The 14,223-nt window shown below is 68.4% G+C and carries 13 protein-coding genes; 6 read left to right on the top strand and 7 right to left on the bottom strand.

The window, feature by feature from the left end; translation table 11 throughout:
- From U5O44_RS12050 to U5O44_RS12025, 6 genes are all read right to left on the bottom strand, one after another.
- Window positions 1-1,488 (bottom strand): protein adenylyltransferase SelO, encoded by a 1,488-nt coding sequence (locus U5O44_RS12050; protein WP_322588711.1) that lies wholly within the window; start codon window positions 1,486-1,488, stop codon window positions 1-3.
- A 76-nt stretch (window positions 1,489-1,564) separates the two neighbouring features.
- A complete protein-coding gene (locus U5O44_RS12045; protein WP_322588710.1) occupies window positions 1,565-2,842 on the bottom strand; it encodes an RNA-guided endonuclease InsQ/TnpB family protein in 1,278 nt (425 codons plus the stop codon).
- A gap of 190 nt (window positions 2,843-3,032) precedes the next feature.
- Window positions 3,033-3,986: a hypothetical protein gene (locus U5O44_RS12040; RefSeq protein WP_322588709.1), complete on the bottom strand. Its 954-nt coding sequence runs from the start codon at window positions 3,984-3,986 to the stop codon at window positions 3,033-3,035.
- 154 nt (window positions 3,987-4,140) lie between these two features.
- The gene (locus U5O44_RS12035) at window positions 4,141-4,269 is read right to left on the bottom strand and encodes a hypothetical protein (RefSeq protein WP_322588708.1); all 129 of its coding nucleotides are present in this window, start codon (window positions 4,267-4,269) and stop codon (window positions 4,141-4,143) included.
- Between the two features lie 92 nt (window positions 4,270-4,361).
- Window positions 4,362-5,477: a tRNA 2-thiouridine(34) synthase MnmA gene (gene mnmA / locus U5O44_RS12030; protein WP_322588707.1), complete on the bottom strand. Its 1,116-nt coding sequence runs from the start codon at window positions 5,475-5,477 to the stop codon at window positions 4,362-4,364.
- On the bottom strand, window positions 5,474-5,989 hold the full coding sequence (locus U5O44_RS12025; protein ID WP_322588706.1) for an NUDIX hydrolase: 516 nt from the start codon (window positions 5,987-5,989) through the stop codon (window positions 5,474-5,476). Before U5O44_RS12025 ends, mnmA begins: the two co-directional genes overlap by 4 nt.
- 115 nt (window positions 5,990-6,104) lie before the next feature.
- On the opposite strand from U5O44_RS12025, the gene U5O44_RS12020 reads away from it, so the two are divergent.
- The 5 genes from U5O44_RS12020 to U5O44_RS12000 all read left to right on the top strand — a co-directional run bounded on the left by U5O44_RS12020 (window position 6,105) and on the right by U5O44_RS12000 (window position 11,491).
- The gene (locus tag U5O44_RS12020; protein WP_322588705.1) at window positions 6,105-7,235 is read left to right on the top strand and encodes a Re/Si-specific NAD(P)(+) transhydrogenase subunit alpha; all 1,131 of its coding nucleotides are present in this window, start codon (window positions 6,105-6,107) and stop codon (window positions 7,233-7,235) included.
- A 2-nt stretch (window positions 7,236-7,237) separates the two neighbouring features.
- On the top strand, window positions 7,238-7,561 hold the full coding sequence (locus tag U5O44_RS12015; RefSeq protein WP_322588704.1) for an NAD(P) transhydrogenase subunit alpha part 2: 324 nt from the start codon (window positions 7,238-7,240) through the stop codon (window positions 7,559-7,561).
- Window positions 7,558-8,982 (top strand): NAD(P)(+) transhydrogenase (Re/Si-specific) subunit beta, encoded by a 1,425-nt coding sequence (locus U5O44_RS12010; protein ID WP_322588703.1) that lies wholly within the window; start codon window positions 7,558-7,560, stop codon window positions 8,980-8,982. The genes U5O44_RS12015 and U5O44_RS12010 overlap by 4 nt, the downstream gene beginning before the upstream one ends.
- Window positions 8,983-9,089: 107 nt before the next feature.
- Window positions 9,090-10,763, top strand: coding sequence for a long-chain-fatty-acid--CoA ligase (locus U5O44_RS12005; RefSeq protein WP_322588702.1), 1,674 nt, complete (start codon window positions 9,090-9,092; stop codon window positions 10,761-10,763).
- The gene (locus U5O44_RS12000; protein WP_322588701.1) at window positions 10,760-11,491 is read left to right on the top strand and encodes a 5'-methylthioadenosine/adenosylhomocysteine nucleosidase; all 732 of its coding nucleotides are present in this window, start codon (window positions 10,760-10,762) and stop codon (window positions 11,489-11,491) included. The genes U5O44_RS12005 and U5O44_RS12000 overlap by 4 nt, the downstream gene beginning before the upstream one ends.
- Here the strand turns inward: U5O44_RS12000 and U5O44_RS11995 are convergent.
- Entirely contained in the window at window positions 11,472-12,971 is a 1,500-nt protein-coding gene (locus U5O44_RS11995) for a M20/M25/M40 family metallo-hydrolase (RefSeq protein ID WP_322588700.1), read from the bottom strand. The two genes, U5O44_RS12000 and U5O44_RS11995, sit on opposite strands and share 20 nt — an antisense overlap.
- 77 nt (window positions 12,972-13,048) lie before the next feature.
- On the opposite strand from U5O44_RS11995, the gene U5O44_RS11990 reads away from it, so the two are divergent.
- Window positions 13,049-14,206 carry a GGDEF domain-containing protein gene (locus U5O44_RS11990; protein ID WP_322588699.1) on the top strand — a complete coding sequence of 386 codons (1,158 nt, stop codon included), beginning with the start codon at window positions 13,049-13,051 and terminating at the stop codon, window positions 14,204-14,206.
- Window positions 14,207-14,223 lie beyond the last annotated feature (17 nt).

Genomic DNA, 14,223 nt, shown 5'->3' with positions numbered 1-14,223 from the left:
TCAGGTTCCGCAAAAGGTCTGGTACGGCGCCCCGCCCGGCGACGGCGGCAGGGCGAAGTCGGCGTGTTCCGGCTGCTCGTCGAAGGGCCGGGCGAGCACCGCCAGCAGCGTCTTCGCGGGGCCGAGGTCGCCATGGTCCACGGCGGCGGCCAGCGCGGCTTCGACGCGGTGGTTGCGCGCGATGAAAGCGGGGCTGACGCGGCGCATCGCCGCCGCGCGCTCGGTGGGCGCGGCGGGTTCGAGCGCGAGCCGCGCCTGCCACCCGGCGTGCCAGCGGTCGAAGGCCGCCGGGTCGGCGAACAGCGCGCGCACCGGCTGCGCATCGCCCTCGGCCGCAGCGGCCAGCCGGCGCCACGCCAGCGTGAAATCGACCGACTGCCCTTCCATCGCCGCCAGAAACCCCTGCGCCAGCGCCAAGTCCTCCGGCTCAGCGCGGGTCAGGCCGAGCCGGGTGCGCTGGCCGTCGAGCCAGTGCTGTTCGTAGGTCGCGAGGAAGCCGTGGATCACCTCGGTGGCGCGGGCGATGGCGCGCTCGGTGTCGGCGTCGATCAGCGGCAGCAGCGTCTCGGCCAGCCGCGCCAGATTCCAGCCGGCGATGCCGGGCTGGTTGGCGTAGGCGTAGCGGCCGTGGTGGTCGATGGAGCTGAACACGGTGTCCGGGTCGTAGCGGTCCATGAAGGCGCAGGGGCCGTAGTCGATGGTCTCGCCGGAGAGCGCCATGTTGTCGGTGTTCATCACGCCGTGGATGAAGCCGACCTGCATCCACGCCGCCACCAGCCGCGCCTGCCGCTCGCAGACGGCGCGCAGCAGGTCGAGGTAGCGGTCTTCGCTGGCCAGGAGGTCCGGGTCATGGCGGGCGATGACGTAGTCGGCGAGCTGGCGCACGCGGTCGTGGTCGCCTCGGGCGGCGAAGAACTGAAAGGTGCCGACGCGGATGTGGCTGGCCGCGATCCGCGCCAGCACAGCGCCGGGCTGCGGGCCGTCGCGGCGGATCTGCTCGCCGGTCGTCACCGCCGCCAGCGCCCGCGTCGTCGGGATGCCCAGCGCGTGCATCGCCTCGCCCATCAGGTATTCGCGCAGCACCGGCCCGAGGGCCGCCTTGCCATCGCCTCGGCGCGAGTACGGCGTCGGCCCGGAGCCCTTGAGTTGCAGGTCACGCCGCTGTCCCTGCCGGTCGATCAGCTCCCCCAGCAGCAGCGCCCGGCCGTCGCCGAGCTGCGGCGAGAAACCGCCGAACTGGTGCCCGGCGTAGGCCTGGGCGATCGGGGTGGCGCCGTCGGGGACGCGGTTGCCGGCGAAGATGTCCGCGCCTTCGGGCGTGTCGAGCGCGTCGGCGTCCAGCCCCAGCGTGTCGGCCAGCGCGCGGTTGAACAGCACCAGCGCCGGCCGCGGCACGCGGGCAGCCTGCCACGGGGTGGAGAAGCCGGGCAGGTCGCGGGCGTAGGAGTTGTCGAAGGCAAACAGCGGGGACTGGAGGGACGGGGGCATGGGGACTCACTCGCAAGGCAGGGCGGCGGCCAGTGTCGCGCCAACGCGGGATTCTCGCCTTGACATCCTCCCCGCCCTAAAGGACGGGGATTCCTGCTGACCCGACCGCTTGCGCGGCCGAGCCTTCGGCGGGTTCCTGCTTCCTCGCGGCTGCGCGTCGTCCCCTCTCGGGTCCGGCGCGTCTGACCTCCGCTCCACAGGCTTCGGGCCTTGCGACCCAGACCGCATGTCCTGCGGCCAGTATGTTCTTCGCGGCGTTCAGGTCCGCGTTCTCTTCGTACCCACAGGCTTCGCATTCGAAGCGGGCCTGCGTCAGCCGGTTTTCCCTGGCCGTGTGCCCGCAGGTGCTGCACCGCTGACTCGTGTACGCCGGGTCCACTGGCACCACCGCCCCACCTCGGGCCGCCGTCTTGTAGTCGAGCTGTCGTCGCGCCTCGCCCCACGCCTGATCCAGGATCGCGCGGTTCAGCCCCGCCTTCTGCCGTACTCGTCGCCCCGCCACTTTGGCCGTGCCCTTGGCGCTGGCACTCATCGCAGCCACCTTCAGATCCTCGATCGCGATCACCGGGTGCTCGTTCGCCCACCGCGTCGTCAGCTTGTGCAGCCAGTCGCTGCGCTGCGCCGCGATCCGGGCATGCACTCTGCCCAGTCGGTCGATCGCCTTGCGCCGGTTCTTCGAACCCTTCACCTTGCGCGAGACACTGCGCTGCACCCGCTTGAGGTACTTCTGCTGCCGCTTCAAGGCATCCAGCGGCGCCACGCACTCGCCGTCCGTCGTCGCCGCGAACAGCGCCACCCCGAAGTCGATCCCCAGCGTCGGCACCAGCCCCGCCGCCGGAACCACGTCTGGCTGCTCGACCTGAATCGACACGAACCAGCGGCCCCGCTCCTGCGTCAGCGTGTAGTTCCGAACCTCGCCCTCGACCGGCTGCGACTGGCGCATCCGCACCCAGCCGAGCTTCGGCGGCTTCAGGCGCTGGTTCTCCGCGTCGAGCCTGCAGTCCGACGCCTTCGGGAACCGCAGCCCGGCATCCTGACCGCGCCCGCGAAACCGGGGATGGCCGCCATTGCCCTCGAAGAAGCGCAGGTAGCTCGCCTCCAGCCGCTTCAGCGTCTGCTGCTGCGCCTGGACCGGTGTCTCGGCCAGCCACGCCGTGTCCGGGTCATTGCGCCACACCGTCAGCCAGCGGCACATCGCCGCGTAGCCCGAAAACCTCTCCCCTGCCGCCCTAAGCCGCTGCTGCTCGCCAATGGCCCGGTTCCACACCCAGCGGCACGACCCGGCAAACCGACGCAGCGTGTGCGCGGTGCCGGGCTTGGGGCGCAACTGGAAGCGGAAGGCTCGAATGGACATGATTGAAACTGTACATAAATACAGTCAACAGTGCCACAGGAAACTCGACCCTCAACCGATCAGGATCGGCTCGCTGCGCGAGCCTGCGCTCTACCTCCCCGTCCTGAAGGACGGGGCTTTTCGCGCCTTCTGGTGACGGAGAACATCCGTGTGCGGCGCCGTGGTCCTCGCGACGGCCCCTGCTGGCCGGTCACGTCCGATGCGGGTCCAGCGGTCCTTGTCCGAGCGTGGCGCGGATGCGGTTTTCCAGCTTCTTGCGTGCTTCGGGCCACTTGGCCGGATCAGAAGGCCACAGGATGAAATTCTGCTGGCGCACATCGAAGTGGATGTCTTCCTGGTCATCGTCGCGCAGCATGTAGATCACCGGCAGACCAAGTCCATGCGCAAAGCCCGCCTCGAAATAGACGCCACCGCGGTGGCCGGTCATCTCGGCGATAACGAATTTCGCGCTGCGGATGGAGGCGATGATTTCGTCGTCGATGTTGTTGTTGTGTTCTTTGTCCTTCAGCAGCAAAGAGTCGTACCCGCAGGCACGAACACCCGGCTCGATGACCTCGCGATAGAACGGGGTCAACGTCTCGTCAAACCACATGGCGCAAAAGCCGATCTTCGAGTCACCGCCGGGTGTCGACTCGATTTCAAGCAGCCCCTTGGCTGACAGGGAGCAGGAGTCGAGCGGGACCATGCTGCCCATGAATTGACTTTCTTGCACTTGCCCGATCCACTGGTACTCGACATGCATCACTTGGTCGATGAGGAAGCGCAGCTCTTCATCATCTCGACACCAACCGATCGCCAAGTATTGTTTGTACTGGTCGCCCTCCTCAAAAACCACCGTGTATTTGGCGTCGGCATTGGCTGCGAGGGCTGACAGCAACCGTCTGGCGCGCTGCTGCAGTCGCGGTGGTCGGCACTGGCGTGCTTGATCCAGCAAGTCAGAAGTCAGGACATCAGGCTGCATCTGCCTGATCCATGCGGAAACGCGCCAACGCTCATCCTGACGCCCGGACTTTGCATTCTGAAGGGCGTCCGCTGGAATCAGGAACTCACCGCACTGATGACACGAAACCGAGAAATTCAGCAACCTCTCTCGGGTCACTTGTGCCGATTCCAGCCCGCAGACGGGGCAACCTTGTTCTGTCATATCCATCTCCATCTACCCCCATCGTTTTCATCATGACCACCCACCGCCTCCACGCATCAGAGGGCGATGGTCAGGTGCCGTCGCAAACCGAAATCGGCTCATCGCGAGCTGATTCGTGAGCTGATTCACCCGAATCGGCTCGCTCGCCTCGTGTTCAGTCATGGTCTTCAAACGGACTGCGCTTGGCGAACAAGGCTTGCACGCTTGGCAGTTCGCGCGGCGGGGCTTCCAGGGAATCCAGGAAATACGTCCACTTCTCGGTGTCGAGCGAGAGGGCCGTCATCCTCGCGAACGCGAGGATCCACTCCGTACAAGCAACGCCATCTGCCTGCGTGGGTGCCCGCGTTCGCGGGCATGACGGGGGGTCAGCACAGCTCACCCCTCCACCGCCGCGATCACCCCACCCCCCAGACACACCTCCCCGTCATACACCACCGCCGATTGCCCTGGCGTGACGGCCCACTGCGCGTCGTGGAAGTGCAGCCCGAACTCGCCCGGCGCGTGGCCGTGGGCGGTGAACAGGCAGGCGGAGTCGGCCTGGCGATAGCGGGTCTTCGCCGCCAGCGCCCCGCCCGCTGGCGGCTCGCCCGCGACCCAGCTCGCATCCGCCGCCAGCAGGTGGCGCGACTTCAGCCACGGGTGCTCGTGTCCCTGCACGATGTAGAGCGTGTTGCGCTCGATGTCCTTGCGGGCGACGAACCACGGCTCGTGCTCGCCGCCGCCGCGCGCCGCGCCCTTCTCCTTCACGCCGCCGACGCCGATGCCCTTGCGCTGCCCCAGCGTGTAGAAGCTCAGGCCCACATGCTCGCCGAGCAGGCGCCCCCGGTCGTCGCGGATCGGCCCCGGCGCCTTGCTGAGGTAGCGGTTCAGGAAGTCGCGGAACGGCCGCTCGCCGATGAAGCAGATGCCGGTCGAGTCCTTCTTCTTCGCGTTCGGCAGCTTGATCTCGGCCGCGATCCGCCGCACCTCGGTCTTGTGGATCTCGCCGACCGGGAACAGCGTCTTCGACAACTGCGCCTGGTTCAGCCGGTGCAGGAAGTAGCTCTGGTCCTTGCTCGGATCCAGCCCCTTGAGCAGCTCGACCCGGCCGGTCGTGTCGTTCTGGCGCACCCGGGCGTAGTGGCCGGTGGCGATCTTGTCGGCGCCGAGGCGCATCGCGTGGTCGAGGAAGGCCTTGAACTTGATCTCGGCGTTGCACAGCACGTCCGGGTTCGGCGTGCGGCCGGCCGAGTATTCACGCAGGAACTCGGCGAAGACGCGGTCCTTGTAGTCGGCGGCGAAGTTGACGTGCTCGATCTCGATGCCGAGCACGTCGGCGACCGAGGCCGCGTCGAGGAAGTCCTGGCGCGACGAGCAGAACTCGCTGTCGTCGTCGTCTTCCCAGTTCTTCATGAAGATGCCGACCACCTCGTGGCCCTGCTGTTTCAGCAGCCACGCGCTCACGGCCGAGTCGACCCCGCCGCTCAGGCCGACGACGATGCGTTGTTTCATGGCAAATTCGAATTGATGTCGATCAAGGCGGACGGACCGATTTTCGGATCAGTGAACACCGCATCGAGCGGCAGACGGCGCCCGGCGAGGTGGTCTTCCATGCACTGCAACACCATCGGCGAGCGGTGGCGCGCGGCGCTGGCACGGACCTCGTCAGGGGTCATCCAGACCGTGCGGACGATGCCGGCGTCGAGCACGGCACCGGGGATCGGCGCCCCCACCTGGCCGCGGTAGGCGAAGCGCAGGTAGGTGATGTCCTCGGCCGGATCGGCCTCGCGGTGCATGCGCGCCAGGTAGACACCGAGCAGCGCGTCGGGCTCGAAATGGCAGCCGGTTTCCTCCAGCGCCTCGCGCACGACGCCTTGCAGCATCGACTCGCCCGGCTCCAGGTGGCCCGCGGGATTGTTCAGGCGCAGGCCCTCGGGTGTCTCTTCTTCGACCAGCAGGAAGCGGCCACCCTGCTCGATGATGGCCGCGACCGTGACACTGGGTTTCCAACGGTGTTCACTCATGACGCGATCGTACCGGCTTGGCGGCGACACCCCGGCGCGGTATGCGGGATGTCACGGGGGTGGGTGATTCTTGCAATGCGTATAAGCTGAATTACCCACAACGAGGAGGGGTCCGATGCTGGTAGGAGTGCCAAAAGAAACGGCCGCCGGGGAAACCCGCGTGGCCGTCACGCCTGAGACGGCGAAGAAGCTCAAGGCGCAGGGTCACACCGTGCGCCTCGAATCCGGCGCGGGCCTGCGCGCCAGTGCCACCGACGAGGCCTATGTCGCTGTCGGCGCCGAGATCACCGATGCTGCAGGCGCGCTGGGCTGCGACCTCGTGCTGAAGGTGCGCTCGCCGTCGGCGGACGAGCTGACGCGGATGAAACCCGGCGCGGCGCTGGTCGGCATGCTCGACCCGTTCCACCGCGAGGGACTGCAGGCACTGGCCGCCGCGAAGCTGACCAGCTTCGCGCTGGAGGCCGCGCCACGCACCACCCGTGCGCAGAGCATGGACGTGCTCTCCTCGCAGGCCAACATCGCCGGCTACAAGGCAGTCATCATGGCCGCCGACCGCTACCAGAAGTTCTTCCCGATGCTGATGACGGCGGCCGGCACGGTGAAGGCCGCCCGCGTCGTGATCCTGGGCGTCGGCGTGGCCGGTCTGCAGGCGATCGCGACCGCCAAGCGGCTCGGCGCGGTGATCGAGGCGTCGGACGTGCGGCCCTCGGTGAAGGAGCAGATCGAATCCCTCGGCGGCAAGTTCATTGATGTGCCCTACGAGACCGCCGAGGAGAAGGAAGCGGCGGAAGGTGTCGGCGGCTACGCGCGCCCGATGCCGCCGAGCTGGCTGGCCCGGCAGCAGATCGAGGTCGCCAAGCGCGTCGCGCAGGCCGACATCGTCATCTCCACCGCGCTGATCCCCGGCCGCGCCGCGCCGACGCTGATCACCGCCGAGATGGTGCAGTCGATGAAGGCCGGCTCGGTCATCGTGGACATCGCCGCCGGCCGCGGCCCGAACGGCGGCGGCAACTGCCCGCTGACGGTCGCCGGCCAGACGGTGCAGGTCCACGGCGTCACCATCGTCGGCGAGACCAACCTGCCGGCGCTGCTGGCGGCGGACGCCTCGGCGCTGTATGCGCGCAACGTGCTCGATTTCCTCAAGCTCGTGCTGGCCAAGGACGCCAGCGCGCTCAACGTGCCGATGGACGACGACATCGTCGCCGCCTGCCTCATGACCCGTGACGGTCAAGTCACCCGGAGCTGAACATGGATGCGGTTTCCCCCACCATCATCAACCTCATCATCTTCGTGCTGGCGATCTACGTCGGCTACCACGTCGTCTGGACCGTCACCCCTGCGCTGCACACGCCGCTGATGGCGGTGACCAACGCGATCTCGGCCATCGTCATCGTCGGCGCCATGCTGGCGGCAGCCCTCACCGAGACCACGCTGGGCAAGACGATGGGCACGCTGGCCGTGGCGCTGGCGGCGGTGAACGTCTTCGGCGGCTTCCTGGTCACGCGCCGGATGCTGGAGATGTTCAGGAAGAAAGACAAGAAGGCCGCCCCCGCCAAGGGAGAGCACGCATGAGCCTCAACCTCGTCACCCTGCTCTACCTGGTCGCGAGCATCTGCTTCATCCAGGCGCTGAAAGGGCTGAGCCACCCGACGACCTCGATCCGGGGCAACCTGTTCGGCATGGTCGGCATGACGATCGCCGTGCTGACCACCGCCGCGCTGATCGTCAAGCTGTCGTCCGACTCGGCACAAGGCATGGTCTATGTGCTGGGCGCGCTGGTCGTCGGCGGTGGTGCGGGCGCCTACATGGCCAACAAGGTCGAGATGACAAAGATGCCGGAGCTGGTCGCGTTCATGCACAGCATGATCGGTCTGGCGGCGGTGTTCATCGCTGTAGCGGCCGTCGCCGAGCCCTACGCCTTCGGCATCACCACCAAGGGCGAGCCGATCCCGGGCGGCAACCGGATCGAGCTGGCGCTCGGCGCCTTCATCGGCGCGGTCACGTTCAGTGGCTCGGTCATCGCCTTCGGCAAGCTCAGCGGCAAGTACAAGTTCCGCCTGTTCCAGGGCGCGCCGGTGTCCTTCCCCGGCCAGCACAAGCTCAATGCGCTGCTCGGGCTGGCCTCGGTGCTGCTCATGGTCAGCTTCTGGCTCACCGAAGGCCCGACGCAGTTCGCGCTGATCTGTGCGCTGGGCTTCGTGATGGGCGTGCTGATCATCATCCCGATCGGCGGCGCGGACATGCCGGTGGTCGTGTCGATGCTCAACAGCTACTCCGGCTGGGCGGCGGCGGGCATCGGCTTCTCGCTGAACAACTCGATGCTCATCATCGCCGGCTCGCTGGTGGGCTCCTCGGGCGCGATCCTCTCGTACATCATGTGCAAGGCGATGAACCGCTCGTTCTTCAACGTGATCCTGGGCGGCTTCGGTGGTGACGCAGCGGCAGCCTCGGGCGGCAAGGCGGAAGCCCGGCCGGTCAAGAGCGGCTCGGCCGACGACGCGGCCTTCATCCTCGGCAACGCCGAAACCGTGGTCATCGTGCCCGGCTACGGTCTGGCCGTGGCGCGCGCCCAGCACGCGGTGAAGGAACTCGCCCACAAGCTCACCGCCAAGGGCATCACCGTCAAGTACGCCATCCACCCGGTCGCCGGCCGGATGCCGGGCCACATGAACGTGCTGCTGGCCGAGGCCGAAGTGCCCTATGACCAGGTCTTCGAGATGGAGGACATCAACGGCGAGTTCGGCCAGGTCGACGTGGCGATCATCCTCGGCGCCAACGATGTGGTGAACCCTGCAGCGCTGCAGAAGGGCTCGTCCATCTACGGCATGCCGATCCTGGAGGCCTACAAGGCCAAGACGATCATCGTCAACAAGCGCTCGATGGCGGCGGGCTATGCCGGTCTGGACAACGAGCTGTTCTACATGGACAAGACGATGATGGTGTTCGGCGACGCGAAGAAGGTCGTCGAGGACATGGTGAAGGCAATCGAGTGACCGGAATCGATTGAGATTTCCCACACCCGGGGGTGCGCGGGGTGTATCCCCTGATGACCACCCGGGTGGGGTCCGCCAGAATGGGCTCCAGTCATTGGAGACCCCGAATGGAGAAAATCTGGCTGAAGCACTACCCCGCTGGCGTTCCGGCCGAGGTGGATGTAGCCGGCTACCCCTCGCTGGTGGCCCTGCTGCAGGAAAGCTTCACGAACTACCGCGAACGCTCGGCCTACCGCTACATGGGCCAGTCCTTCCGCTATGAGCAGATCGACCGCCTCTCGCAGGCCTTCGGCGCCTGGCTGCAATCACTGGGGCTCGAACGCGGTGACCGTGTGGCGATCATGCTGCCCAACGTGCCGCAGTACCCGGTGGCGGTGGCCGCGATCCTGCGCGCCGGCTACGTGGTGGTGAACGTCAACCCGCTCTACACCCCGCGCGAACTGGAACACCAGCTGAAGGACTCGGGCGCCAAGGTTCTGGTCATCCTGGAAAACTTCGCCCACACGCTGCAGCAGGTCCGGGCCCATGTGCCAGTGAAAACGGTCGTGCTGGCCACGATGGGCGAGATGCTCGGCTTCCCGAAGAGCGCGATCGTCGATTTCGTCGTGCGCAAGGTGAAGAAGCTGGTGCCGGCCTACGAATTGCCCGGCGCCGTGCGCTTCAAGGATGCCGTGGCGCAGGGCCGCGCGATGACGCTGCGGCCCGCCACGGTCGGCCCGGACGACATCGCCGTGCTGCAGTACACCGGCGGCACCACCGGCGTGAGCAAGGGCGCCGTGCTGCTGCACCGCAACCTGGTCGCCAACGTGCTGCAGTGCGACGCCTGGTACCAGCCGGCCCTCCAGAAGCTGCCCGCCGGCGAGCAGCTGGTGCAGATCTGCGCGCTGCCGCTCTACCACATCTTCGGCTTCAACACGAACATGATGCTGGGCATGCGGGTCGGCGCCTGCAATGTACTGATCCCCAATCCGCGTGACCTGCCGGGGCTGCTCAAGGAGCTGTCCGGGATCCGCTTCCACACCTTCCCCGCGGTCAACACGCTCTTCAACGCGCTGGCCAACCACCCGGATTTCCATCTGGTGGACTGGAGCCACCTGCTGATCTCGGTCGGCGGCGGCATGGCGGTGCAGCAGGCCACGGCCAAGCTCTGGCTGGAGAAGACCGGCTGCGGCATCTGCGAAGGCTACGGTCTGTCGGAAACCTCGCCCACCGTGAGCTGCAACCCGACCGACAGCAGCGCCTTCACCGGCACCATCGGCCTGCCGCTGCCCAACACCGAGATGGCGCTGCTCGACGACGACGGCCGCGAAGTGCCCGCCGGCACGCCGGGCGAGATCGCGGTGCGTGGCCCGCAGGTGATGGCCGGTTACTGGCTGCGCCCGGACGAGACCGCCAAGGTGATGACCGCAGACGGCTTCTTCCGCACCGGCGACATCGGCCTGGTCGATGAGCGCGGCTACTTCCGCATCGTCGACCGCAAGAAGGACATGATCCTGGTGTCGGGCTTCAATGTGTACCCGAACGAGATCGAGGACGTGCTGACACAGATGCCGGGCGTGCTCGAATGCGCCTCGGTCGGTGTGCCGGACGCGAAGACGGGCGAGGCGGTCAAGGTGGTGATCGTGCGCAAGAACCCGGCCCTGAACGAGCTGGACGTGCGCGCCTACTGCGAGCAGAACCTGACCGGCTACAAGCGGCCCAAGGTGATCGAGTTCCGCGACGAGCTGCCCAAGACGCCGGTGGGCAAGGTGCTGCGGCGCGAGCTGCGCGGCAAGACGTGAGCGCGGATCTGGCGGCGGCAGCGCGCCCGGTCGCCATCGTCAGCGCGATGGCCGAGGAGCTGGCGGCACTGCTGGCCCAGGCCCGCGATGTCACGGTGCAGCGCCACGCCGGCCGGCGCTTTCACGTCGGCACGCTGCACGGCGTGCCTGTGGTGCTGGTGCTCAGTGGCATCGGCAAGGTGGCCGCAGCCCTGACCACCACGCTGCTCGCCGAACGCCACGCACCGCAGGCGCTGGTCTTCACCGGCGTGGCGGGTGGACTGGGCGACGGGGTGCGGGTCGGGGATGTCGTGTTTGCCGACACGCTGCTGCAGCACGACATGGACGCCTCGCCGCTGTTCCCTCGCTTCGAGGTGCCGCTGACCGGGCGGGCGCGGTTCGACGCCGATCCGGCCCTCACCGCCGCGCTGGTGGACGCGGCGCAGGCACTCGGCGACGCCGCACCCGTGCTGCACCGCGGTCTGGTCATCAGCGGCGACCGCTTCGTCAGTGCGGCGGCGGAATGCAGCGCGCTGCGTCAGGTACTGCCGGATGCGCTGGCCGTGGAGATGGAAGGCGCAGCGCTGGCACAGGTCTGCCATGACCTCGGCCTGCCGTTTGCCGTGCTGCGCACCATTTCCGACCGCGCCGACGACAGCGCGCATGTCGATTTCACGCAGTTCATCCAGGTGGCGGCACAGGCCAGCGCGGCGATCGTCGGGCGCTGGCTCAGGGATGGTCGGCGATGACCTGCGCGACCGCGGCAGTGAGCCGACGCGCGTAGGGCACGTCGAGGAACTCGTTCGGCCCGTGGGCGTTGCTCTTCGGGCCGAGCACGCCGCAGACCATCATCTGGGCTTGTGGAAAACCCTCCTGCAGCAGGTTCATCAGCGGGATCGTGCCGCCCTGGCCGATGTAGCCGACCGGCGCGCCGAACTGCGCCTGTGACGCGGCGTTGAGCGACGTTTCCAGCCACGGCGCCAGCGTCGGCGCGTCCCAGCCGCTCGCGCCCCACGCTCCGGCGCGGCCATCGGGGTGGAAGGTGACGCGGGCGTTGTAGGGCGCGTCGAGTTCGAGCAGGCGCTTGAGGTCTTCCGCCGCGAGGTTAGCGTCCACCGTCGGCGGCAGGCGCAGGCTGAGCTTGAACGCGGTGTGCGGGCGCAGCACGTTGCCGGCGCTGCCCAGCGGCTGCAGGCCGTCCACGCCGGTCACCGACAGCGTCGGCCGCCACGTTCGGTTGAGCAGCGCCTCGGTCGGGTCGGTGGTCATCGGCAGCACGGGCGTGCCGTCCGCGCCGCAGGCCCAGGGCTGGCGTTTCCAGACCTCGTCGCCGAGCACGGCGGCGGTGGCCTGCGCCTGCGTGATGCGGTTCGACGGGATCTCGACGTGGAACTGCCGCGGCAGCAGCCGGCCGGTGGCGCTGTCCTCCAGCCGGTCGAGCACATGGCGCAGGATGCGGAAGCTCGACGGCACCACGCCGCTGGCGTCGCCCGAATGCACGCCCTCCTCCAGCACCTCGACCTTGAGCGCACCGCTGACCAGCCCGCGCAGCGAGGTGGTCAGCCAGAGCTGCTCGTAGTTGCCCGCGCCCGAGTCGAGGCACACCACCAGGCTCACCGCGCCGAGCCGCTCGCGCAGCGCGTCGAGGTAGGCGGGCAGGTCGCCAGAGCCGCTTTCCTCGTCGGTCTCGATCAGGCCGACGATGCGCGGGTGCGGGATGTTCTGGGCCTTCAGCGCCTCGATGGCGGCGATGGCGGCGTAGACCGCGTAGCCGTCGTCCGCGCCGCCGCGGCCGTAGAGCCGGCCGTCGATCAGCTTCGGCGTCCACGGGCCGAGGTCGCCGCGCCAGCCGGTGAACTCGGGCTGCTTGTCGAGGTGGCCGTACATCAGCACGGTCGGCGTCTGCGCCGCGCCGACGGCGGCCTCGGGCCGGGTGGCCGCGACCTCGAACAGCAGCACCGGCGTGCGCGGGCGGCCCGCCTCGTCGGTGAGCCGCACGATCTCCAGCGTCAGCCCCGGCACGCGCCGCCCCGTCACCCAGTCGGCCGCGCGCCGCACGACCGTGTCGAGGTGGCCGTGGGCCACCCAGTCGGCGTCGAACATCGGGCTCTTGGCGGGGATCGCGATGTAGTCGTGCAGCTCGCGCACGATCTCGCGGTTCCAGGTGTCGTCAACATGGCGGCCGAGGGCGGCAGCGTCCGGGCGGAGGAGGCGGTCGGGTGCGTTCATGGAATGAGTTTAGGCGGGAGGTGCATTGGTACCATTTGGTATGAAACAATACGTAAACACGGGATGGTCAGCCCTCCATGAAAATCAAGACGCGGATCAATCTGGTCCTCAGCGGTGCAGCGCTGGTGGCGATGGCGGCCATCGGGGCGGTGTCTTATTTCGGGCTGAAAAGCGAAGCGCTCGCGACCGCGCGCCGCGAGGCCGAGCTGCACCTGCAGGCGGTAGCGGCCACGCGCGCCTACGCCGCACAAGCCCTGGTGCCCAGCGGCTGGCACCAGACACGGCACGACGACGCCAGCCTGCTGGCCGAGGTGAACCGCCATTACGCCGGCCACGCCTACGCTGAAGTGCGGCTGGACAGCCGCACGCGGCCCGCCCCCGCGCTGCAGGCGCTCATCGAACGCCTGCGCACCGAGCCGGACACGGCCCTGCTGCAGCTGAACGACGGCGTGGCCGACGGCCGGCTGACCTTCGTGCGGGGCGTGCGCGACGCGGCGACGGCCGGCGACGCGGCACCCTCCGCACTGGTGGGGGTGCAGATGGTGTCGATGTCCATGGACCGCTCCATGCACCGGGTGCTGGAGGCCTTCTGGCGCCAGATGGCCGGCATGGGCTTGCTGGTGGTCGTGCTGTTTCTGGCCTTGAACCTGATGCTGCGTCGGCTGGTGGTCAATCCGGTCGACGTGCACCAGCGCGCGCTGCGCCGGCTGGCCACGCAGGACAGCCTGACGGGGGCCACCAACCGCCGCGGCTTCATGGACCGGCTGCTGCGCGCGCAGTCCGAAGCGGAGGCGCAGGCCGAACCGCTGTCGCTGGTGATGGTCGATCTGGACCACTTCAAGCGCATCAACGACGAACACGGCCACGGCGTGGGCGACGCGGTGCTGCGCGAGGTGGCGCACCGGATGCGGCGGCAGATCCGCCGCGCCGACCTGCTCGGGCGCCTGGGCGGCGAGGAGTTCGCGATCCTGCTGCCCGACACCGATCTGGTCGGCGCCCGCACGCAGGCGGAGCACCTGCTGACCGCCCTGCGCAGCCAGCCCTTCCCGACCGTGGGACGGGTCACCGCCAGCCTCGGCGTGGCGCAGTGGAACGGGCGCGAAGCGGCGTCCGCGTGGCTGCACCGGGCCGACCTGGCGCTCTACGAGGCCAAGCACCTCGGGCGGGATCGGCTGGTGGTCGCCGAAGACCTCGACACCGACCTGCTCACGACCCGGCCCGACCGGCTGGAGTGACCCCGCCTGCGGCCCGC

Origin of the sequence: Sphaerotilus sp. (genome assembly GCF_034519685.1) — a bacterium.
In the GTDB taxonomy this organism is placed as follows: Bacteria; Pseudomonadota; Gammaproteobacteria; order Burkholderiales; family Burkholderiaceae_C; genus Sphaerotilus.
Note: the sequence above shows the minus strand (reverse complement) of the source record. Positions and strands in the feature narration are given on the sequence as shown.